The organism is Blastocatellia bacterium, from assembly GCA_035275065.1.
Lineage (GTDB): Bacteria > Acidobacteriota > Blastocatellia > UBA7656 > UBA7656 > DATENM01.
In genome coordinates this window covers 23160-44603 of sequence record DATENM010000014.1, presented here as the reverse complement: position 1 = coordinate 44603, position 21444 = coordinate 23160, and the positions used below count along the sequence as shown (strand labels likewise).

Below are 21444 nucleotides of genomic sequence, written 5' to 3'. Positions count from 1 at the left end.
TTCCTGCTTGCGACGGCCAACGCCGTCCCGGCTCAGAAGGCTATCCCCTCTTCAAAGCCGGGGCTTGAGTCTCGATCCTGCCAACCCGATTTTCGCCTGAGAATCTAGAGACTCAATTCCGGGACTTGGAAGCAAACCCAAGTCCTGTTTATTTGACTGAGAGCGAGCCAAGACTCCGGGGCAGAACGAACTGCTTGGGCGCGATGGGCGGTTGCGTCGAATGGTCAATCAAGTAGAGGGCAAGCAGCAGGGTTAAAAGCAGGGTGATGAGCAGCGCCAGGATGACCCGCAAACGGTGCTTGCGGGCGATCAGGTTGGGCTTGCCGAGCCAGCCGCGCCAGCCGCACTCGCGGCAGCGGTAGAGCTTGTATGAAGTCACGGCCCTGATAAATTTTTCTTTTACGCCGCGCGCGTGCGAATGGTGAACGCGCCAGCCGCACGCCGGACAGATTCGATTAGTCAAAGTGCCTCCGTGCGAATGAGCCGATTATTACACATTCGCTAGCGTGGGGCGAGAAGAATGTTAACGCTGGTCGCGGGGCGCACAACTCCTTACAAACGGCATGAAGTTTGGATAGTTTATCGCCGGCTTAGGCATCGCAACCCCGAAAGCTGAAAGACGGAATGAGCAGTTATGAGCGTACGCATACTCCTCATATCATGAAACGGTTCTGTATTTTGCCGATAACGGCGTCGGTTTTGACGGCAAAGATGCGGACAACCTGTTTAAGCCCTTCCACCGTTTGCACACCGCAGCAGAGTTCGAAGGCACAGGCATCGGCCTTGCGCATGTGCGGCGCATCGTCGAGCGCCACGGCGGCCGCGTTTGGGCCGAAGGCGCAAAAGAGCAGGGCGCAAAGTTTTACTTTTCCCTGCCGAAGAATTGAAGCGTTTGCCAATGCATACCGCAATGCAGCGGAAGCATACGGCAGGGATTGACAAATTTGCCTGAGGGTAGATATGCTACGCGGGTCGCAATGAACGAGTCCCCCGGTAGGTGGTTTGCTACAGCTACTTTAAATGCAAATGAGCCTGTCAAACTGCAGGTTTGGCGCATCAACCCGATGCTTCGTAAGGCGGTGCCAAGTGGAGGTAAGCGAAATGAGACGGGGGGACGCATTCTTGACAACGAAAACTGAAATTTAGATATGTAGTCGCGCTCACACCCTGGCCGGGCTCTCTCCAAAGCTGCCCCTCCCGACTCCCAAGAAAACCTTCACCAGGGGGCACGATTTTGATAATCAGCGTGTCGCACGTGGCGACTTCCCTGCGGGGTTCAACCATTGCTGGCAGAGGTGTGCGCAGATACCGGGCAACGCCAGCAATCATTGCGCTTAGATAATCTTGCTCCAGGCCACTTCCTTGACTATGATCGTTAAGCCATGAAACGCATCATCGTTGATCCTGATATCTGTAATGATCGCCCGGTCATCAAAGGTACGCGAATAACTGTACAAACCGTGCTTGAATTTCTCGGCGCCGGCGACTCCATAGATGACGTGCTTGAAGCGTCCCCGTCGCTATCCCGTGAAGACGTGTTGGAATGTCTGCGATTTTCGTCTGAGCTATTGAAGCATCGTTTTAGTTTTCGGGAAGTGGCTTGAAAAGATTTCTCTGCGCGGCTATGGCCACAGGTGGAAGCCCCGCTTCCGGGGCATAAATTGGTTACCGTCTACATAGACAGAATTGAAGCGATCAGATAACTGGTGGGTAATCTGGATTCACTAGGCTGATCGGGCTAAAAATTGGCATCGGTCATCAGTCGCCAGGAGTATCAGCAATGTCAGAAGAGAATCATGAAATAGAGAAGGTAGTGATACCTGACGAGATATCGCTCCAGCCGGCCTATCCGCGAGCGGCGGATTACCGCGCCGAAGGCGATTACGGCTACGGCTATGGCCACAAGGAAGAAAACGTCCGCGTCCGCGAAGTCTGGCGCAACATCCGCAAGCACAAATGGCTGATCATCACCATCACCGTCGTCATCACCATCGTAGTGGCGATTGAGATGTACCGCACGCCTTCGATTTATGAAGCCTCGACGATGATTGAGATCGGCAAGGAAGACCCGCCGCCCGGCAAACCCGGCAGTTTTGTATTTCAAGTTGAAGACCCGATGAATGTCAGCCTGAAGACGAAGATTCAGGCATTACGTAGCCCCGCGGTTTATCAAGCCGTAGTGCTTAAGCTCGGCCTCGACCAGAACCCAAAGTTCTTTAGCGTCGGCGCTAAAAAATCCGTACTGGACGCAATCAAGCTGCTCGGCCAGCGCGTCTCGGGGCGCCCGGCCAGGCTAGATGAGGATGATACGGAAGAGGCGATCTCTTCCGCGAAATCTGGCCTGCCGCTTACGCCGGAAGATCAGGCGCGGTTCGAACCCTACATGGATGCCGTAGATGGCGGCCTGACGGTTGTTCCCGTAATGGACACGCGCGACCTGAAGATTTCGTTCAGACACTCTGACCAGAAGATCGCCGCGGCTATCGCCAACGCCATCGCCGAAGTCTTCATCAAGCAGAACTTTGAAGCAAAGACCCAGAAGTTTACGACCACCTCGGACTGGCTTGATCGTTCGACCCGCGAGTTGAAGGCCAAGGTGCAGCAGGCCGAGCAGGCGCTCGCGAACTACACACGCGAGAACAACATCTTTTCGACCGAGGGCAAAGAGACGCTGACCGCAGACAAGCTCTCGCGCCTGCACGAGCAGGTGATGCGCGCCGAGACTGATCGCATGCTGAAGCAGTCGCTCTATGAAGAGGTGAAGATGGGGCGTGTCGCGCAACTACCCGAAGCTTTTGCCGACCCCAAAAGCAGTGATCTGCAAAAGAAGCTTCAGGAGTTGGCCATCACGCTCTCCGACCTTGAAACAAAATATGGTCCGGAAAACCCGCAGATTGTTCGCGTCAAGCAGGAAATTGCGGTCATTCAGGGGCAGATCAGCGAGAGCCGCAGCACGCTGGCCGAACGCCTGAAGGCCGATTACGAGCGCGCCGTGCGCGATGAGCAATCACTGAAAGCAGCGTTAGAGAAAGCCAAAGGCGAAGCCGTCCAGCAGAATCAAGCAGCTATTCAGCTCAATATTCTCAAGCAAGATGTGGACACGGCGAACAAGCTCTACACGGAGTTTTTGCAAAACACCAATCAGGCCAACCTGCAAGTCGCCGAGCAGCACAACAACGTGCGCATCATCAGCCCGGCGCGAGTTCCCAAAACGCCGATCAGCCCGGCGCGCATGCGCACCGTAGTCATCGGCTTTATGCTGGCGCTATCGGCAGGGATCGGCCTGGCGATGTTCCTCGAATATATTGACAACACGATCAAAACGGTCGAAGACGTCAGTCGTTACGTGCAGCTTCCCGCCTTGAGCGTGATTCCGCCCATCGGTCTGGTTGCGCCGCGAGGGATGCTGCCATCAAAAGGCGCAAAGAAACTGAAATCACTGCCGGCCAGCGTCAACGGCAACGGGGCGGAGAACGCAAACGCTGCTCATCTGGTCGCGCCTGATAGCCGCTCGTCTGCGGCAGAAGCTTACCGCATTCTGCGAACCTCGGTGCTGCTGTCATCGGCGGGCAAACCGCCGAAAACCATCCTGGTGACCAGCGGTCAGCCCGGTGAAGGGAAGACGACGACGGCGGTGAACACCGCAATTTCGCTATCGCAGCTCGGCGCGTCGGTGCTGTTGATCGATTGTGATATGCGCAAGCCGTCGGCCCATAAGATTCTCGGCATAGACAACATGCGGGGCCTTTCGACCTATCTATCGCGCAACATGAATGTGGATGGGTTAATCCAGAAGCTGCAAATGCCGAATCTTTCATTTATCCCCTGCGGGCCGATTCCGCCGAACCCGGCAGAGTTGATCAGCTCTGAGCGCATGAAACGTCTGCTGACAGAGCTGGCCGACCGCTACGACCATGTCATACTCGATTCGCCGCCGCTGATGAACGTCACCGACCCGGTGATTCTTTCGACGATGGTAGACGGCGTGCTTCTAGTGGTGCATGGCGGCAAGAGCACTCGCGATGTGGTTCGCCGCGCCCGCCATGACCTGGATTCGGTGAATGCCAAAGTCTTCGGCGTTGTGCTGAACAATGTTGATCTGCGCCGCGAAGGCTACGACAACTACTACTACTATCGCTACTACTCGGCCTACGGGCAGGAGAGCACGGGCGATAGCGCCACCTAGAATCTGTATAGCTCAACTCTCTAATGACAGCCAAAGCATCCGCAATGAGTGAACCATCATCGGCGGTTGAACAATTCGACCTGTGGATTGAAGCAGGCCGCACGGAGAAGAACTACTGGCGCGACCTCTGGCGATACCGCGAGTTGTTTTACTTCCTGGCGTGGCGCGACATTTTAGTGCGTTACAAGCAGACGGTGATCGGTGTCGCCTGGGCGCTCATCCGGCCATTCTTGACGATGGTCGTATTCACCTTCGTCTTTAATAAGGTGGCGAAGCTCTCGGCCCCCGGCGCAGCGCCTTACGCGCTGATGGTCTTTGCGGCGATGCTGCCCTGGCAATTTTTCTCGACGGCACTAAGCGAATCCAGTAACAGCCTGATCGGCAACGCCAACCTAATTTCGAAGGTTTACTTCCCGCGCCTGATCGTGCCGGCGGGTTCAGTTATCACTAGTTTCGTAGACTTTTTGATCACGCTGGCGCTGATGGCCGTGATGATGCTCTGGTATGGCTACCTGCCGGACTGGCGGCTAGTGATGTTGCCGCTTTTCATCGCGCTGGCCTTCAGCGCGGCCTTTGGCGCGGGCCTCTGGTTATGCGCGCTGAATGTGGAGTATCGCGACTTTCGCTACATCGTGCCGTTCATCGTGCAGTTTGGGCTGTTCGTCTCGCCGGTCGGTTTCAGCAGCGACCTCGTACCGGAGCGCTGGCGGTTGTTGTATGCATGTAACCCGATGGTCGGTGTAATTGACGGCTTCCGCTGGGCGCTCTTGCGCGGCGAAGCCCACATCTACTGGCCCGCGTTGCTGGCTTCAATCGTAATTACTGTCGCCTTGTGCGCTTCGGGCATCTGGTATTTCCGCCGCATGGAACGGACATTTGCAGACGTAATCTAAAAGCACGCCAATGAGCGACGTTGTCATCCGCGCTGAAAATCTCGGCAAGAAATACCGCATCCACCACCAGCAGGAGCGCCAGCGCTATGTCGCCCTGCGCGATGTCTTTGCCGATAAGTTGCTGACGCCGTGGCGCTGGGCGAAGAGGCAAAGCGCTCACCGGCAATCGGTAGAGGATTTCTGGGCGCTCAAGGATGTTTCGTTTGAGATCAAGCAAGGCGAAGTCGTCGGCATCATCGGGCGCAATGGCGCGGGCAAATCGACGTTGTTGAAAATCTTGAGCCGGATCACAGAGCCGACCGAGGGGCGGGTTAAGATTCGCGGTCGTGTGGCCAGCCTGTTGGAGGTGGGCACAGGCTTTCACCCGGAGCTGACCGGACGCGAGAACATTTATCTGAACGGTGCCATCCTTGGGATGACAAAGCTGGAGATTAAACAGAAGTTCGATGAGATTGTCAGCTTTGCCGAGATTGACCAGTTCCTTGATACGCCGGTGAAACGCTATAGCAGCGGAATGTATGTTCGACTAGCATTTGCTGTAGCTGCGCATTTAGAACCGGAAATACTCGTAGTTGATGAAGTACTCGCAGTCGGCGATATAGCTTTCCAGAAAAAATGCCTTGGGAAAATGAGCGAAGTTGCTGACAGCAATGGGAAAACTGTGATTTTCGTTAGTCATAATATGGAAGCAATAGGTGCAATGTGTGAGAGTTGTATGTTACTTCAGTACGGCCAGCTTGTATTGAGGGATAATGCAGCAAATGTTATAGCTTGCTATCTTGATGCGGCGAACACAACAAAGGCCACGATTGACCTGAAAGAGAAATCTACGGAAGCCTATTTTTGTTCGGCAAAATTGTGTAATGAAAATGGGAATATCTCTCTATGTTTTCAGATGAGCGAGCGTGTTATCTTAATGTGTCATTTTCAGGTGCGCGCTCCCCAGCCGGGACTCGAGGTGGCACTTGCTGTCTTGAATTCCAAGCGAGAACGAATTTTCTATTCAAGTAATAAAATGGCAGAAGTGCCAATATCCATAGAATCTGCAGGCAACTATGCTATTACAGCAAGCATTCCATCTCAGCTATTGCTGCCAGGTCGTTACTTCATAAACTTGGCACTGCATCGCCCAAACGTGCAATTGTTTGATTATCAAGAAAACATTCTTTCCTTTGAGGTGATTCAGACAGAAGGTGAAATCAGTGGTTTCCCTGTTAGCTCCCTCGGTTATGTTTACGCCAATGTAATTTGGCATGCAGAGAGAGTAGTCGCATGAAGCGATTGGGGAATTTATTGATTCGATCTCTAGACCATACTCATCAATGGGCTACTCAGAAAGACGTAGAAGTGCCCGTGCGTGAATGCGTACATTTTTGCGGTTTCCGTTATGGGAGACAAGAGTACAATCCATACGAGACATATCTAATTGATTTACACCGTGGCCTGCATTTGCGTGTTGTAAGGCGGCGTTTTATTGATTTTCTAAGGCACTATCGACCGCGGCACATGGGAGAAGCACTGGGGGTATCCTTTAGTCAACGGTATGGATTGTGGATCTATCCGTGGGATAACTACGATCCTCGTGAATGGCGAAAGTATGGCTGGAGAAACACCCCGGGGGAGTGTCCTGATATTCTTACTCATTTCTGTGAACTGGGTATTCCTTCCATTCGAATTGACGAAGAATTTGTATGGTTGGAAAAGACATTATACTCGATAGCTAACCTGGGTTATCAACCGGAGAAACATGGCCCTGCTAGAGTATTAGAATTTCGTCGCGCAGATCATACTTCTGCATATTTGATTCTTGATGGAAACCATCGTGCCAGCGCCCTCGCCGCTCTAGGCTGTCGTGAGACGATAGTTGCAAGATGTGAAAGAATTGTTCAGGAAGAGAAAGTAGACACCTGGCCCGCAGTCCAGAATGGTTGGATGAAGCGCGAAGATGCTTTAGCGCTGTTTCATGCTTACTTCCGAGGAAATCCTTCTTGGACTCCGAGCGAAACGCCCGCTCGAATCATTGCCCCACATGGCTGGGAGCAGTTTTATTTCTCATGAGTCTTCAACTCCCATACAGGCATGGCATATGTTGCTCTGCTGATTCTAGATTTATTGTGCTAACTTGGCATCGGATTTTAGGATGAAAACCACATCTTGCGAATCAAACCGGACTGAAGAGCCAGCCTATGATGGTTACTATAAATATGATGCGAATATTGCACGGGATTATGATACATCTCGTGAAAAAGAAGTTCATTGGTGGCGTGAAGATCAATTTATCGAAGCATATTTCAATAAGCGGCAAATCAACAGCTTGCTTGACTTGCCTGTGGGAACGGGCCGTTTTTTTATTCACTACCACAATGTACGGAATCTAGTTGGAGTAGATATATCCAAAGCTATGTTGGAAGAAGCCAGAGAGAAATTAGTTTTCCTATCCTCAGAAACTTCCGTTCGGCTAGAATGTGGAGATGTTTTCTCGTTGCGCTTCACTGATAATGAATTTGAGGTAACCCTTGTCTGTAGACTGTTTCATTTAATCCCTCAGCATATGGTTGCCAAAGCTATCAGAGAGTTATGTAGAGTTACAAAGGGTGAAATCATAGTACAAACCTACACATTGACAAAGGCGGCACGCATAAGTCTATGGCGCTCTCGCCTTAAGAATAAGGCTTTCCGATCCCTGCATAAGATATTCCCTGGTCTCTTTTACAAAAAAGCAACGGAATCAAATGCTCCTCTAAAACCTTGGAGCCATATTCAAGCCTTTTATCATCAACAATCGTTCCTCGATTCCTTGTTTAATAATTGTGGCTTTTACGTATTAAGGCGAAAGATACTGGATAAATATGAAGGTACTCATGTCAAATTTACAATTTATTCGAATGAGAGATAAGATACCATTCGTTACCATTGATCCGAGGGATGATAGGTGAAGGCTAGACACTTCATCAAGGGCATTTTACCCCCTATTTTGCTTAGTTTGCTTCGCAGGATTTCCGCGCCTCCTAAGCCTGATTCTATACGATTTATGGGAAAGTTTGATTTATGGGAAGAGGCTGAATCTGCTTCGACCGGATATGCTGCTCCAGAGATTCTAAAGCGGACACGGGCCGCAATGGCCAAGGTGAAAAATGATGAAGCCATATTCGAGCGTGACTCTGTCCTGCTGGCAACACCCGAGTACCCATTCCCCTTGATCGTCGGCTTGCTTCGCGCCGCACTACTCGCTGACGGAAGGCTCTCTGTATTGGATTTTGGTGGCGCATTGGGAAGCACTTATTTTCAATGCCGTAAATTCTTGTCTGCCGTAAAAGATATGCGTTGGAGCGTGGTCGAGCAGCCGGATCATGTCGCTTGTGGGCAGGCCGAATTTAGCAACGAAGAACTTCGCTTTTACCCGACCGCCGAGGAATGCTTGACTTCACAGCGGCCAAATCTGTTGCTACTGTCTAGCGTCTTACAGTATCTTCCTGCGCCATACGATATGCTCCGGCAACTACTTACATATCGCATCCCGCATGTCGTGATTGACCGTACCGCGTTCCTTGTGGGGAACCGGGAGAGGCTCAGCGTCCAATCTGTCCCGAAGTCGATTTATCAAGCGACCTATCCAGCTTGGTTTTTCAATGAGCCAAAGTTTGTGGCCTTCTGCAATGAAATGAACTACAAACTCGTGGCGGATTTCGATGGCGCAGATCACGTGTCGCTATCACAGCCCCAAGAGGAATCCTACTTTAAGGGATTCATATTCGACCTGGAGGAAAGATCATGACCGCCGAGGCGGCATCTTTGCACCTCGTGAATCTCGGCTGCGGTCACCGCTATCATCCAGAATGGATTAATATTGATACGGCCCCTCAGGCACCGGGCATTATTAAACACGACTTAAGTCGTGGCATACCCCTAGCGGATGCAAGTAGCGATGCAATTTATCATTCTGCTGTCCTGGAACACTTTCGGCGAAGTGATGCGCTGACTTTCCTGCGTGAATGCCTTCGGGTCTTAAGACCTGGAGGCATAATCCGTGTGGCGGTCCCGGATTTAGAAAAGCTATGTCAGTTATATCTTCTGAAGCTGGAGGCTGCGCTGGATGGGGATACGATAGCTGTCCATGATTACGACTGGATTATGCTGGAAATGTTTGATCAAACTGTTCGCGAAGATAGCGGCGGGGAGATGATCGGTTTTTTTAGGCAATATCCGCTACCTAACGAGCAGTTTGTTTATGAGCGCATTGGCCAGGAGGGACGCGAAATTGTGGAAAGCTTACGAGCGGGAGCGAGCGAGCGGCCGTCCAAGCGAGGAATGATAAGGCTTGCTGGCCAATTGGGACGGACTGGCTTAAGGAGAATTCGCAATACGTTACTCGAATTGCTTGCCGGCCCTGATGCGGTCCGCGCCTTACGCATTGGCCGATTCCGACTCGGCGGCGAGGTACATCAGTGGATGTATGATCGATATTCTCTTTCTCGATTATTGATAGAAGCCGGTTTCCACAGTCCCCTGCATCAAAGCGCGGTGAGCAGTCAAATCCCCCATTGGACAAGCTATAATCTCGACACGCTGGCGGATGGAACTGTGATAAAACCAGACCTTTTCTATATGGAGGCCATCAGACCAAAGATGACTGTTGGTCAATGAAACCCGTCAAGAGAAATGGGCAATGATACGTTACTTTTGTACTTACTTCGATCAATATTATTTGCCACGAGGATTGGCAATGTATCGCTCGCTCAAGCAACACTGTCCAGCGGCGCAGCTCTGGGTCTTGTGCTTAAGTGACGAATGCTACCATGTGCTTGAGGAATTGTCCTGGCCGGACATCATTCCCATAAAGCTTGAAGATTTTGAGCAGGGCGACAGTGAATTGCTAGCCGCGAAAGCTAACCGCAGCCAGATCGAATACTACTTTACCTGTACCCCTTCACTGCCGCTTTTCGTTCTCAATCATAACCCTGCGATTGATCTCATCACTTATCTCGACTCAGACCTTTTCTTTTTTAATGATCCTGAGCCGATTTTCCAGGAGATGCAGAATCACTCGATTGCGATTATCAAACACCGCTTTCCTGAGCAACACCGTTGGATGGAGCAGAATGGTATCTTCAACGTCGGCTGGCTGACTTTCAGAAGAGATAACGAGGGCCTTGCGTGTTTGTCGTGGTGGCGTGAGCGCTGTCTTGAATGGTGTCACGATTATATAGATGGCGAGAGATTCGCAGACCAGAAATACCTGGACCGATTCCCGGAACTCTTTGCAAGCCTCAAAGTGGTTGAACACAAGGGGGCGAACCTGGCCGCGTGGAATCTGGGCAATTACAAGCTGTACGCATCCTCTAACGTTCTTTTGGTGGATGATCAGCCTTTGCTGTTTTATCACTTCCAGGGCTTGCGAAAGATTGCTCCGGGGGTGATTGATCCTTGTGTGCAATTCTACAACTTGCGAGTATCCTGGTTCATGGAATGGAAACTCTTCAGACCTTATCTCAGAAGGTTACAGGAGGCCCAACAACTGATCGTTACAGCGATGGGGCACACCGAGTTGCTGATGGGGCTTCAACGAGGCAGATCTGAGGATAATGTGGACATAACGCAATTGATAGACCGACCCGCCAGTACAAACATTGAAAAGCTGCTATCCGCTTATCGGGGTGTGCTTGCACGCCGGTTTCTGCTTTCATTCAACTGATAGAAGTAATCAAAGGTTGCTTTGAGCAATGCGTATATTCGGCGCGGTTCGGCATTCCAATGATCCGGAATTTTTCTATGGTGGATTGTGGAGTGAGAATTTCTATCCTGCCCTACGCGAACTTGGGCATGAGATCATTGAATCACAGACAGATCTGTTTCCTGCAAGCCGATTCATGGCGGTTGCCGATAACTTCACACATGCTGAGATCAATCTCAGGACTAGCATCACCGAACATATCCTCGATGAAGTGCGCGCCGCACAACAGCAAGGGCCGGTACATCTGTTTCTCAGTTACTTCTATAACTCTCACTTCGATCCACAAGGCTTCGATGAACTGCGCCGGCTTGGCATTCCATCGGTCAACTTTTATTGCAACAGCATCTATCAGTTCGCGCTAGTGTCTGCTATTGCGGCCAAAGTAGATTTTTCCTGGCACGCCGAACGCGATGCGCGCCCTGCCTATCTTGCTATCGGTGCCAATCCCATATGGGTGCAAATGGGAGCCAATCCAGAAGTCTATCATCCGATGCCGAACCAGAGGCGGCAGCCAAGAGCCTGCTTCGTGGGACAGCATTATGCGGATCGAGATCGGCTGCTTGCAAAGCTTGTCACCCATTCGGTCCCGGTTGACATATACGGCAGTGGCTGGAAATCGCTCTTGTCGAATGATCAGTTGCAAAAGCCTGCATCACAAGAAACTCAGGAATACTTGGGCCGCCGAATCCCCAGGCCAGGCAGCCTTGCCAGTTACTCTCAGGCCATCTCTGGGAATATCGAAAGAGAAGGCGTCTTGACCGGAATCGGCAGAAGCTTCCGGCAGGCGCGCTACCGCCATCACACCCGCCGAATAGATTCGCTGCTTGCTCCAAGCGCTCGCGGAGTTGCTGGAAATATCAGTGAAACGTTTTCGCAGTACGAGGTCATTCTGAATTTTAGCAATGTCTGGGCCGACGGTCGCCCGGCAGCGCAATTAATCCCTCATGTGCGACTGCGTGACTTCGAGGCTCCCATGTGCCGCACTTGCTATCTAACAGGATATACAGACGAGATCGCCGAGTTTTACGAGCTCGGCAGAGAGATAGACACCTATGCCAGTTCCGACGAATTAGTTGATAAAGCGAAGTTTTATCTTTCGCATCCCGGCGAAGCTGAAAGGTTGCGCGAAGCCGGTTACCGCCGCGCACTACGCGACCACACATGGAAGCGACGCTTTCAACAATTATTTGCGGCGCTAGGTCTTCAGAATTCCTGATGAGCACGATCTTGCGACAAGCGTGGCTTCGCATACTGGCAGCAGCAGGTGTACAACAATTTGTGGCGACGAGTGGTTTAGGACATCGGTTTGTCTGCCATATTGGGGATTTTCTTGGTGAAAACCCTTTTTACAATCGCGAGGCGTTTCGTGCAGAGTTGGAAGTCTGTGCCGCCTGGCTGCAACCACAGCATGAACCGGTCGTTTTTGACGTGGGAGCCAATGTGGGTTTTTGGTCTACTCACCTTGCGCAGATGCTGGCCAATCAATCACCGGCAATTTATGCTTTCGAGCCGGTCCCACAAACCTTTCAAAAGCTTCTTCATTCGGTCGAACGTCTCCACCTCGGGGCCAATGTGAATGTGGTTGCGGCAGCCGTGCTTGATGAATCGCGCCCTGTACGCCTGAGCTACTCCCCGCATGATTCGTTGTTTGCCCAGATAACCGATGGGAACATAAATCCCCGTGCAGGCGACCGATTAGTGTATGCTGCCGGTCTCACATTGGATGAGTTTGTCATGACATTGGGAATTGTACCCGCGCTTGTGAAAATTGACGTTGAAGGAAGCGAAGTCAAAGTTTTGCGTGGTGCCCGGCATCTGCTCAAACGGACAGACCGCCCTGCTTTGATGTTTGAATACAACCCGCTCACGCTTGCTGAGACAGGAGCCGATGTTGCGGCTTTTAACGGATTACTATCAGACTACCAGTTTTATTATGTGGATGATTTTGAAAAACAGCAGATGCCTTTAGGGCATAGTATTGCTTCGCTCAATGATATTCAATGGGTATGTAATCTCTTCGCTGTTCCCTCGACTGAAATTTGTGCAGCCCGATGGGTGACTGCGTTGAAAGTAGTGAGACAGCGACTTGACCTTAGCCGGAGTTAAAGTCTTGCCAAAGGCTTGCAGGAAGTAATGCATACGCTGCCAGTGAGTGCGATTGTCCCAACGAGAAACCGCCCCGAGGTTTTTCGAGAAACGCTGGCTTCCCTTGAAAAACAACAGCTATTCCCGGCTGAGTTAATTGTCGTTGATGCGTCGGATGATGCAAAGACAAGAGATATGCTGGGCGAATTGCCCGAAAGACTTGGCTCATTATGCTCGATCCGATGGATGCCCGCTGATATTTGTGGTGCCGCTGCGCAGCGCAACCAGGGTATTCCTATAGCCACACAACCGGTGATCTGGTTTTTCGATGATGACATTCTATTTGAGCCGGAATGCGTGTGCCGGCTTTGGCAATCTCTACAATCAGAGGCGCGGTTAGGCGGGGTCAACGCCATGATTGTGAATCAGCGGTATCAGCCTCCGGGATGGGTGAGTCGTACATTATTCCAGGTGCTTCGTGGCCATGCCGAAACGACCTATGCCGGACTTGTCATTGGTCCGGCAGTCAACTTATTACCTGAAGACCGAGACGACTTACCAGAAGTGGTTGCCGTCGAGTGGATGAATACCACTTGCACGATGTATCGCCGAGAAGCTTTGCCTGCGCCACCGTTCGATTCAGTATTCACAGGATATTCAATGATGGAAGATTTGACGCTTTCGCTTCGCGTTGGAAAGAAGTGGCAACTTGCAAATGTCAGAACTGCGCGGATTTTTCACGACAGCCAACCTGGAACACACAAAGCGGATGTGCGCGCCCTAGCGGCGATGGAGCTGGCCAACAGGCATTACGTAATGACAAGGGTTTTGGAGCAAACGCATACGTCTGCTTATTTGAAGTTGCTGCTCTGGGAAATGTTTCAATTGCTGGTGTGCGCAACCGACCGTTCGACGCGCAGCAAATTACTGCAAATCTTGAAGGGCAAAATCCTGGGATTTCGGGAAATCCGGCGAAGGGCGCAGAAGGTTTAGCGATTATAAGAAATGACTGACTGGAACACAGAAATGATGATACCTGCAGTGCTGGTTGGCATTGTGACATGGAATCGGGCAGAGGTTTTACCTAAAGCAGTTGCATCAGCATTGGCGCAAACGTATCCGAACTTACAGGTAGCCCTCATCGATAATGCTTCCACGGATGCCACTAATGATTTGGCGGTGCGCTTTTCAACAGTACAGTGGATTCGATGGCAGGAAAACCGCGGACACATGGCAGCGCGCAATTATTTCATGGCGATGGAGGGAGCCGCTTATTTTGTTAGCTTAGACGACGATGCCTGGTTTCTTCAGGGAGATGAGATTTGCATCGCGGTTGATTATCTGGAACAGCATCGCCAAGTGGCGGCAGTGGCTTTTGATATTCTTTCCCCGGATCGGCCTGAGGCGGCGCGACGAACTGAGCCTCATCCAACAGGGATGTTTATTGGCTGCGGTCACGTGTTACGTTTATCTGCCGTCCGCGAGGTTGGTGGATACGAGGCTGCACCCGGCAGTTATGGCGGTGAAGAAAAAGACCTTTGTTTACGTCTGCTGGACGCCGGCTATCAAATCGTCAAGCTTCCAGGCGTGCATGTGTGGCACGACAAAACGCCGGTGGCGCGAGACTTTCCCGCGCAGTATTGTTCCGGCGTATGTAACGATCTGGTACTGGCATTGCGCCGCACCCCTGCCATGCTGCTGCCAATGGCGCTGCTTGTAAAACTTTATCGTCACTGGAGATTTTCACTGCGAAATGGCTTGACCGAATCCTGCCTGCAAGGATTCAGGCTCTTCTTTGGTTCAATTCCGCAGGTATGGAAGACACGTCATCCGGTCAAGGTGGCAACCTTACGTGCATTTGTCCGGTTGACGGCATAAGTGGGATTGTTGACGATGCGGTTAAATGTAGAACCGTTATTAATCCGAATCCCGCGCGGCTTGACCAGCCGGATTCGACTCGGCATTTATCGTTTATTGGGAATGCAACAAGGAATCAGGAATCGAATGGAAGGCGGCGGGCGATGCCGTCGCGTCCGGCAAATTCGTCTCGGTAACTATAACGCATTTACACAAGGTTGCTGGCTATGGCCAGAGGATAGAGATTATGAAGGTATTCGTATTCGCATAGGCAATGGAAATTATTTCAACCGTGACCTCATGATTGATGCCTGCGGATATGTCGAGATTGGCGATGAAAATATGTTCGGGCCGGACGTTTATATTACCGATAGCAATCATTCATTTGGTATCGGAATTTCGCCTAAGACTGCCCCGATGCAAACCGGGCGGGTGAAGATTGGGAATCGCTGTTGGATCGGCGCGAAGGCGGTGATTTTGAAAGATGTGGAATTGGGAGATGGTTGCGTGGTCGGCGCCGGGGCTGTCGTGACGCGCAGTTTTCCTGACAATTCGGTGCTCGTCGGCGCGCCGGCCCGCCTTCTAGATTCGGTAAAGGGAACAAGGAAGATGTTGAGCCCTGAACGCCTTGTTGATCCGCCGCTGAATATGATTGGCGCAGATTGATGCTGGCAATTCTGACTACCCATCCTATTCAATATCAGGTGCCTCTCTGGCAAGCTTTAGCTCGGGACGGACGTGTCCCTTTTGAGGTCTGGTATTTAACCGACCATGCCTTACATGTCAGCCATGACCGGGAATTTGGAAAAGCGTTTGCCTGGGATATCAATATGCTGGAGGGTTATCCGCACAGGTTTCTCAAAACCGCATCCGAAGCAACCCCTGGATCGTTTTGGAAATGCCGTTTGCGTGAGTCTTTAGCCGAGCGTATTCAGGCGTCCGGTGTAACTGCGCTTTGGGTTCAGGGCTGGCAGGTGGCCGCCTACTGGCAAGCGGTGTGGGGGGCTAAACAAGCTGGCATCGAAGTCTGGCTGCGTGCTGAAAGTAATGCTCTGGCACCTGCCCCGTTCTGGAAGCGCCGCATCAAACAGTTACTGCTTGGGCAATTCTTTCGTCGAGTCGATCACTTCCTTTATATTGGGAGAGCCAACCGGCGGCTCTACGAGAATTATGGCGTACCCGCCGACAGGCTTCATCCGGCTCCCTACGCTGTCGATAATGATCGCTTTGCGCAACACGCCGCGAGACTTCGCCCGCAGCGGGCGGCATTGCGTAAACAATGGGGCGTGGCCGAAGATGCATTTTGCGTCTTATTCTGCGGCAAATTCATTCCCAAAAAGCGACCGTTAGACATTGTTGCGGCGGCGCGGCAGCTAAGGGAATCCGGCCAATTGTCCAACATCCATCTATTGTTTGTGGGTAGCGGTGAACTTGGCGATGCCTTGCGTCGTGAGTTGCAGGTCGTCTTCGACGCAGAAAATGATAGCGACCAGCCAAGCGTGAAGGCTTTGGACGGCAAATGCCCGCCTGCTTCATTCGCCGGGTTCCTCAATCAAACCGAGATTCCAAAGGCGTATGTTGTGGCCGACTGCCTCGTGCTGCCAAGCGATCATGGAGAGACATGGGGGCTAGTGGTTAATGAAGCCCTTGCGAGTGGTTTGCCGTGTATCGTGAGCGATGCGTGTGGCTGCGCTGAAGATATGGGGCGATTGGTCGGCGCAGAGATTTTCAAACTAGGAAGATGCGCCGAACTTGCAGAGGGGGTACACCGATTTGCAAAACGAGCGGCGCAGAATCCACCTTTATGTAATTTGCACCAGGACTTCTCTATCCAGCGCACCCTGTCTACCGTGGTTGGTTTGCGGCTACGTTCAATGTGAGTAATCAATGAAGCCTGAATTTATCCGTTTTGTGCGGAGAGGTATACGGCAGGGAACTTGGCCCTTGCTGCAGCGCTATGCTGCATTTAAAAGAATTCTAAATTTGCCACCAATCCAGATTTCACAAGACAGTGATTTCGCGGTACACATCTTGACGTGTGAGCGGGACGCGCTCATGTTACATTGGGCCGTTCGGAGCTTTGCAAGCCATGTGTCCGAACCTTTCCAGCTTGTGATTCATGACGATGGTAGCTGTTCTCCCAACACTCTCAAACGATTTTCTGAAACCTTCCTGGGGGCTACGGTAATTCCCCGGAGACAAGCCTGCTTGGAGGTCGCCAAACACCTTAGAGGCTTTCCTAACTTGCTTGAGACAAATCGGAATTCTTTTGCTTCCATCAGGTGGATCGACTTTTATCTACTGGGAGCTTCAAAATTCATCATCTTTCTAGATCCCGATGTCTTATTTTTCGCAAGCCCTACTCATTTGTTCGAGGGGTCGGATAGTGCGCTATGGATGAGAGATTGCTTCTATTCTTTGCATATTACGCAGGAAGAAGCCAATGACAGATTTGGCGGGATTACCTTGCCCCAATTAAATGGCGGATTAGGAAGAATACCACGATCATGCTTCGATCCTATGCTGGCTAGTCGCGTTTTGGATTTCATGCAGCAATCCTATGTTGGTCAGCGCGCGGCACAACTCGGTTTACCGACAATGGACGATATGCCTTACAGTGCTGTCTATTCAGCAGTATACGGTAAGTGCCATCTCCTACCGGAGAGCTATCAAATTGGTATGGAACCGGGGTTACAAGGAGTAATTGCGAAACATTACACCACACCACGGCGGTTTTTGTTCTTCGAAGAGGGCATCCCCCGCGTTGCCCATCATCTTGGAGTCAGTCTGCCGCCCTGGCTCCGGGAGCGTGGTTAAAGGATTACTGCTAAAGTAGATTAAGGATCTTTCATGGTGCTGAAAGGCTGGGTGAACAGTCTGCATCGAACTGCCGGAAATGTTGCGCCACTTGCTTGGCTGGCATTAAAAGTCCGTAACCAGTGCGAATGCATCATTGGTTATAGATTGGGGGAGGACGCGGAAGTTACCGATACGGGCAATAGCGAGGATTGGTTAGTATCACTGGTGGCGCGCGAGGTTAATTGGTTTCTTGATGTCGGCGCTAATGTTGGTGACTGGACCGCATGTATTTTGTCTGAGAACGCAGACGTGAGAGGAGTGCTCTGTGAGCCTGTGCCCTGGTGTTATGAGTCTCTTTTGTGCCGCTTTGCCGGAAACTTGAATCTATGTCTATTGCCAGTTGCGCTGAGTAGTTCGGGCGGGAAAGCGAGGTTTTCTATTATGCCAGGTAACGCGAAAACCTCTTCCCTTCTTGTTCCACGCAATAATCCAATTCAGTCATCCATCGAGGTTGATCTTAAGACGGTGGACATGATTGCCGAAGAGTCAGGTTGTGATTTTATCGATTTTCTAAAGTGCGACTGCGAAGGGTTTGACCTCCCCGTATTGCAAGGGGGCCGAAAAATGATCACTGAAGGGCGCGTGGGACTTATACAATTTGAATATAATTCGATGTGGATCAGGGCAGGGTACACGCTGGCGCAGGCATTAGAATGGCTGGCGTCGAATGGCTACCAAGGTTACCTGTTACGCCATCGAGCCCTGTGGCATTTCGACTACGAGAAATGGGGGGAGTTTGAGCGGTTTGCCAACTTTGTCGCCTTCCGCCGGGGATCCAAATTTGAATCACAATTGGTCGCACAGATAAAGGGTAAGATATAAACAATGATCTTATCTGGGGGCAATTCGCTTACTGCCAGCCCTTTAATGACTGGTTTATGATCTCTAAGCTGAACGCAACGGGCCTGATGCTGTGCGGTCTGTTAGGGAATGGCCCGGTTGCAGCGGACGTTTGGGCATGAGTGATTTCGCCATCATTTGTGGTGCCGGATATGTTGCCGGCAAGGAAATCATATCCTTAGAGCTGGCGCAGAGCCTGGCCCAATATGGTCACAGGGTCCATCTAGTGGTAAGTCGATGGAACAATGGGGATTTCCCGCACCGACTCACAGAAGCTAATCTACCTTTCTATGTCTTGCCTATCGGGTTTATTTCTCTCACTCTCACACTTGAGTGTATGCGAATGACAGGAGAACAGATGCTGCAGTGGCCGAAGCTGCTGCGCGGCTACCGGAACTTTCTTCGCACCGTCCAACCGGTAAAGGTCATTCACACCAACTGGCATCATCTGTTGCTCCTCTGGCCAATGTTGAGGCCGAACCGCGATCTGTTCTGGCTGCATGAAGTGGTTCCCAATCGACGACACTATAGAGCGGTCTTTCAGTTTCTGGGCCGTCGCCTGCAATGTTTTGTTGCCGTTTCAAATGCAGTAAGCAAATCTTTGAAGTGGATCGGCATTCCCGATCATAAGATTCGGGTGATCCACAACGGCTTGAGCGATCCAACGAACGGTGTTGAGTTTGAGCCACAATCAAATGGCATCATCAGACTGGGAATCGCTGGTCAGATTGGAGCATGGAAAGGACATGAGGATTTACTCGATGCTTTTGCCTTGCTAGCACCTCAATGGCCGTCCGTCGAGCTTCACATTTTTGGTAAAGGAGCCGATAGCTATGAGCGTCAATTAAGAGAACGAGCCGCACGATTGAGAATAGCGGGCCAGGTAAAGTGGCATGGCTTTATCGAGAATCGTCCCGCCATCTTTAGCCGCCTGAATCTTTGTGTGGTGCCGAGCCGATTTGAGGAACCCTTAGGGATGGTAGCGATTGAAGCATCAGCTTTCGGTCTACCAGTGGTGGCAACTCAACGGGGCGGGTTGCCTGAGATTGTTGAAGATGGGGTTACCGGCATCCTCGTGCCCGCGGAAAATCCAACTAGATTGGCTGAAGCTATCCAACAATTATTGGCTGATCCTGACCTGGCCCACGCTATGGGAGCGAGAGGAAGACAGCGCATTATGGAGCGGTTTTCCAAAGAGCGATTTGTGAAGGAGTTCTTGGCAGTTCTGGAATCCTCTCCAAGCTCAGGCGGGGAAAGCCGCGAAGAAAAACTTGCCGCTATTAGCAGATAAGTTTCCGGTCTTTGCTGACCACCATCTGTTTCATTGATCGCCTGATGCCGGTCCATCGTTGGGCAGGCGCGTTTTTCTGAAAGAAATGGTTATTCGAATTCTGATTATCTTTTCACCATATCTTATTGGATTATTATGGCATGATAGTCCGGGAGTTTCGATTGCCTTGTCTATTGCAGGGTCGGTTTTCATTGCGGGAATCGCTCAGACAAATTGGTTCAGACAGTCGAATGAAAGCCAACCTGTTACACATCGGTTACTGCGCCCCGGATCGATGTATCATCTGTTATTTGTGATTTCCTATGTATTGGGTGGGGCAGCTTTTGCCGTGAATGCCGCCGGACATACGAGTTGGGGAACGGGCACGAATTCGGTAACAATCGATCAATCCCTGATTGCCGAGTGTCAGCGGTTGATGTTACTTGCTCATGCCAGTGTGACTGCCGGAATGAAGCTGATTGGGTTCGCTTATGACAAGCCCAAATATGTGGTTCCCTCTATTCCTCCCTTCAGCTTGCTTATCATTTCATTGATCAGTCTGGGTCTGGGGACCCTGCTGTCATCCAGCCCCTTGCTATTTCAGCTCAGTCAAAAGATTCTTGGGATTTCGATTGCTGCCGTCTCGTTGGATATCGTGCTTTGCATACGATATCGGCGGCGGAACAATCTGGTCATGGCCCTTGCCCTGTTGGGTCTTAATCTATTACAGCAAGCCGTGAGCGGGTGGAAGGGAAACCTTCTCTGGACCACGATAACGCTTGCCGTCATGCTTTATCCTTTGATGCCGAAACGGGTGCTGATTGGCGGTCTTGCTTTTATGCTTTTCTGGGCATTGTACTTTTATCCCTTCGGGCTGGCATTGCGGCCCCTCCTCTGGTACGAAGGCGTCGAGCAGGATAGAGCGGTCGAGATGTCAATGGAGCGCGCGCTGAATATGTCACTGGACGAGCGCCTCGAGACGGTTTGGGGAGCGATGGTGGTCCGCGCTAACGACTTGAATCAATTTGTTAACTATGTTGAATATGTTCCCGCCAATCATCCCTATTACCAATTTGATATTGTGAGCGATGCCATGATTGCTTTAGTACCGCGAGTTGTCTGGTCGGATAAACCTGACATGGAAAAGATCTCCATGCAGCGCGTCTATGAAGCCGGCATTGTTTCAAGACAAGCGCAAGTGTCTGCCAAGTCGAACTATTACCAGGATGCTTATCTCTCCTGGGGAGCGGGAGGCGTCATCCTGGCCTGTCTTTTTTTTGGAGCACTAGCCATGCTGTTCAGCCGCATCTGCGAGCGCTTATTCGGCGGCTACGAAATTGGCACCTGCCTGATTTACACGAGCTTCTTCAGTACCATCGTCAACCAGCCGCCAAACTTCGAGTTTTATGTGGGAGGAATGGCCATCGCCGTTGTTCTGATTTTCGGCATATTCGCTTTAGGGCGGGCTGCGGGCTGGATTGTCCCTGCGAATAAACTGGCCCAGATGCCGGACAATCGGAAGCTGGACGTGGAAGATCAAAGGTCTGGTGCTCGGCCTCTTTCAGGCGCAGTTGGCATCTCTTCTCACCTTCTCAGGTTTCGACGCTAGGCGAAGCAAACAGCAATGACGGCGAGAGCAAGGAGACCCGGAAGTGTAATTGTTCATCGCACGGGTCAGCTTGGGGACACACTGGTAAGCCTACCGGCCCTGCGGGCAATTCGT

At 51.3% G+C, this 21444-nt stretch carries 20 protein-coding genes and 1 pseudogene; 20 read left to right on the top strand and 1 reads right to left on the bottom strand.

Annotation, left to right across the window (positions count from 1 at the left end):
• Window positions 1–148: 148 nt before the first annotated feature.
• Window positions 149–463: a hypothetical protein gene (locus tag VJ464_02220; protein ID HKQ03919.1), complete on the bottom strand. Its 315-nt coding sequence runs from the start codon at window positions 461–463 to the stop codon at window positions 149–151.
• 199 nt (window positions 464–662) lie between these two features.
• Here VJ464_02220 and VJ464_02215 point away from each other — a divergent pair.
• The 20 genes and pseudogenes from VJ464_02215 to VJ464_02120 all read left to right on the top strand — a co-directional run bounded on the left by VJ464_02215 (window position 663) and on the right by VJ464_02120 (window position 21330).
• Window positions 663–887 (top strand): annotated as a pseudogene (locus VJ464_02215) (ATP-binding protein).
• Window positions 888–1382: 495 nt separating this feature from the next.
• Window positions 1383–1604 carry a DUF433 domain-containing protein gene (locus tag VJ464_02210; GenBank protein ID HKQ03918.1) on the top strand — a complete coding sequence of 74 codons (222 nt, stop codon included), beginning with the start codon at window positions 1383–1385 and terminating at the stop codon, window positions 1602–1604.
• A gap of 176 nt (window positions 1605–1780) precedes the next feature.
• Entirely contained in the window at window positions 1781–4186 is a 2406-nt protein-coding gene (locus tag VJ464_02205; GenBank protein HKQ03917.1) for a polysaccharide biosynthesis tyrosine autokinase, read from the top strand.
• Between the two features lie 44 nt (window positions 4187–4230).
• Complete coding sequence (locus tag VJ464_02200; GenBank protein ID HKQ03916.1) at window positions 4231–5079, top strand: ABC transporter permease; 849 nt, start codon at window positions 4231–4233, stop codon at window positions 5077–5079.
• A 10-nt stretch (window positions 5080–5089) separates the two neighbouring features.
• A complete protein-coding gene (locus VJ464_02195; GenBank protein ID HKQ03915.1) occupies window positions 5090–6355 on the top strand; it encodes an ABC transporter ATP-binding protein in 1266 nt (421 codons plus the stop codon).
• A complete protein-coding gene (locus tag VJ464_02190; GenBank protein ID HKQ03914.1) occupies window positions 6352–7137 on the top strand; it encodes a hypothetical protein in 786 nt (261 codons plus the stop codon). Before VJ464_02195 ends, VJ464_02190 begins: the two co-directional genes overlap by 4 nt.
• An 82-nt stretch (window positions 7138–7219) precedes the next feature.
• Entirely contained in the window at window positions 7220–7975 is a 756-nt protein-coding gene (locus VJ464_02185; GenBank protein HKQ03913.1) for a class I SAM-dependent methyltransferase, read from the top strand.
• Between the two features lie 135 nt (window positions 7976–8110).
• A complete protein-coding gene (locus tag VJ464_02180; GenBank protein ID HKQ03912.1) occupies window positions 8111–8854 on the top strand; it encodes a methyltransferase, TIGR04325 family in 744 nt (247 codons plus the stop codon).
• Window positions 8851–9723 carry a methyltransferase domain-containing protein gene (locus tag VJ464_02175; GenBank protein ID HKQ03911.1) on the top strand — a complete coding sequence of 291 codons (873 nt, stop codon included), beginning with the start codon at window positions 8851–8853 and terminating at the stop codon, window positions 9721–9723. The genes VJ464_02180 and VJ464_02175 overlap by 4 nt, the downstream gene beginning before the upstream one ends.
• Window positions 9724–9802: 79 nt before the next feature.
• Window positions 9803–10771: a glycosyl transferase gene (locus tag VJ464_02170; GenBank protein HKQ03910.1), complete on the top strand. Its 969-nt coding sequence runs from the start codon at window positions 9803–9805 to the stop codon at window positions 10769–10771.
• Window positions 10772–10799: 28 nt separating this feature from the next.
• Window positions 10800–12026, top strand: a complete 1227-nt coding sequence (locus VJ464_02165; protein ID HKQ03909.1) for a glycosyltransferase — start codon at window positions 10800–10802, stop codon at window positions 12024–12026.
• Window positions 11972–12916 (top strand): FkbM family methyltransferase, encoded by a 945-nt coding sequence (locus VJ464_02160; protein HKQ03908.1) that lies wholly within the window; start codon window positions 11972–11974, stop codon window positions 12914–12916. The genes VJ464_02165 and VJ464_02160 overlap by 55 nt, the downstream gene beginning before the upstream one ends.
• 27 nt (window positions 12917–12943) lie before the next feature.
• Window positions 12944–13888 (top strand): glycosyltransferase, encoded by a 945-nt coding sequence (locus VJ464_02155; protein ID HKQ03907.1) that lies wholly within the window; start codon window positions 12944–12946, stop codon window positions 13886–13888.
• 12 nt (window positions 13889–13900) lie between these two features.
• On the top strand, window positions 13901–14773 hold the full coding sequence (locus VJ464_02150) for a glycosyltransferase (GenBank protein HKQ03906.1): 873 nt from the start codon (window positions 13901–13903) through the stop codon (window positions 14771–14773).
• Window positions 14774–14788: 15 nt separating this feature from the next.
• A complete protein-coding gene (locus VJ464_02145) occupies window positions 14789–15418 on the top strand; it encodes an acyltransferase (GenBank protein HKQ03905.1) in 630 nt (209 codons plus the stop codon).
• Window positions 15418–16632 (top strand): glycosyltransferase family 4 protein, encoded by a 1215-nt coding sequence (locus VJ464_02140; protein ID HKQ03904.1) that lies wholly within the window; start codon window positions 15418–15420, stop codon window positions 16630–16632. Before VJ464_02145 ends, VJ464_02140 begins: the two co-directional genes overlap by 1 nt.
• A gap of 7 nt (window positions 16633–16639) precedes the next feature.
• Window positions 16640–17569 (top strand): hypothetical protein, encoded by a 930-nt coding sequence (locus VJ464_02135; GenBank protein HKQ03903.1) that lies wholly within the window; start codon window positions 16640–16642, stop codon window positions 17567–17569.
• Window positions 17570–17602: 33 nt separating this feature from the next.
• Window positions 17603–18433, top strand: a complete 831-nt coding sequence (locus VJ464_02130; GenBank protein HKQ03902.1) for an FkbM family methyltransferase — start codon at window positions 17603–17605, stop codon at window positions 18431–18433.
• Between the two features lie 136 nt (window positions 18434–18569).
• A complete protein-coding gene (locus VJ464_02125; protein HKQ03901.1) occupies window positions 18570–19742 on the top strand; it encodes a glycosyltransferase family 4 protein in 1173 nt (390 codons plus the stop codon).
• A gap of 85 nt (window positions 19743–19827) precedes the next feature.
• Complete coding sequence (locus tag VJ464_02120; GenBank protein ID HKQ03900.1) at window positions 19828–21330, top strand: hypothetical protein; 1503 nt, start codon at window positions 19828–19830, stop codon at window positions 21328–21330.
• The last annotated feature ends 114 nt before the right edge of the window (window positions 21331–21444 follow it).

Excerpts from the sequence above, each read along its gene's own strand:
- VJ464_02190 (HKQ03914.1), top strand. The coding sequence starts at position 6,352 with ATGAAGCGATTGGGGAATTTATTGATTCGATCTCTAGACCATACTCAT.
- VJ464_02155 (HKQ03907.1), top strand. The coding sequence starts at position 12,944 with ATGCATACGCTGCCAGTGAGTGCGATTGTCCCAACGAGAAACCGCCCC.
- VJ464_02160 (HKQ03908.1), top strand. The coding sequence starts at position 11,972 with ATGGAAGCGACGCTTTCAACAATTATTTGCGGCGCTAGGTCTTCAGAA.
- VJ464_02175 (HKQ03911.1), top strand. The coding sequence starts at position 8,851 with ATGACCGCCGAGGCGGCATCTTTGCACCTCGTGAATCTCGGCTGCGGT.
- VJ464_02165 (HKQ03909.1), top strand. The coding sequence starts at position 10,800 with ATGCGTATATTCGGCGCGGTTCGGCATTCCAATGATCCGGAATTTTTC.
- VJ464_02170 (HKQ03910.1), top strand. The coding sequence starts at position 9,803 with ATGTATCGCTCGCTCAAGCAACACTGTCCAGCGGCGCAGCTCTGGGTC.
- VJ464_02200 (HKQ03916.1), top strand. The coding sequence starts at position 4,231 with ATGAGTGAACCATCATCGGCGGTTGAACAATTCGACCTGTGGATTGAA.
- VJ464_02120 (HKQ03900.1), top strand. The coding sequence starts at position 19,828 with ATGGTTATTCGAATTCTGATTATCTTTTCACCATATCTTATTGGATTA.
- VJ464_02180 (HKQ03912.1), top strand. The coding sequence starts at position 8,111 with ATGGGAAAGTTTGATTTATGGGAAGAGGCTGAATCTGCTTCGACCGGA.
- VJ464_02195 (HKQ03915.1), top strand. The coding sequence starts at position 5,090 with ATGAGCGACGTTGTCATCCGCGCTGAAAATCTCGGCAAGAAATACCGC.
- VJ464_02150 (HKQ03906.1), top strand. The coding sequence starts at position 13,901 with ATGACTGACTGGAACACAGAAATGATGATACCTGCAGTGCTGGTTGGC.
- VJ464_02210 (HKQ03918.1), top strand. The coding sequence starts at position 1,383 with ATGAAACGCATCATCGTTGATCCTGATATCTGTAATGATCGCCCGGTC.
- VJ464_02185 (HKQ03913.1), top strand. The coding sequence starts at position 7,220 with ATGAAAACCACATCTTGCGAATCAAACCGGACTGAAGAGCCAGCCTAT.
- VJ464_02145 (HKQ03905.1), top strand. The coding sequence starts at position 14,789 with ATGCGGTTAAATGTAGAACCGTTATTAATCCGAATCCCGCGCGGCTTG.
- VJ464_02205 (HKQ03917.1), top strand. The coding sequence starts at position 1,781 with ATGTCAGAAGAGAATCATGAAATAGAGAAGGTAGTGATACCTGACGAG.
- VJ464_02135 (HKQ03903.1), top strand. The coding sequence starts at position 16,640 with ATGAAGCCTGAATTTATCCGTTTTGTGCGGAGAGGTATACGGCAGGGA.
- VJ464_02125 (HKQ03901.1), top strand. The coding sequence starts at position 18,570 with ATGAGTGATTTCGCCATCATTTGTGGTGCCGGATATGTTGCCGGCAAG.
- VJ464_02130 (HKQ03902.1), top strand. The coding sequence starts at position 17,603 with ATGGTGCTGAAAGGCTGGGTGAACAGTCTGCATCGAACTGCCGGAAAT.
- VJ464_02140 (HKQ03904.1), top strand. The coding sequence starts at position 15,418 with ATGCTGGCAATTCTGACTACCCATCCTATTCAATATCAGGTGCCTCTC.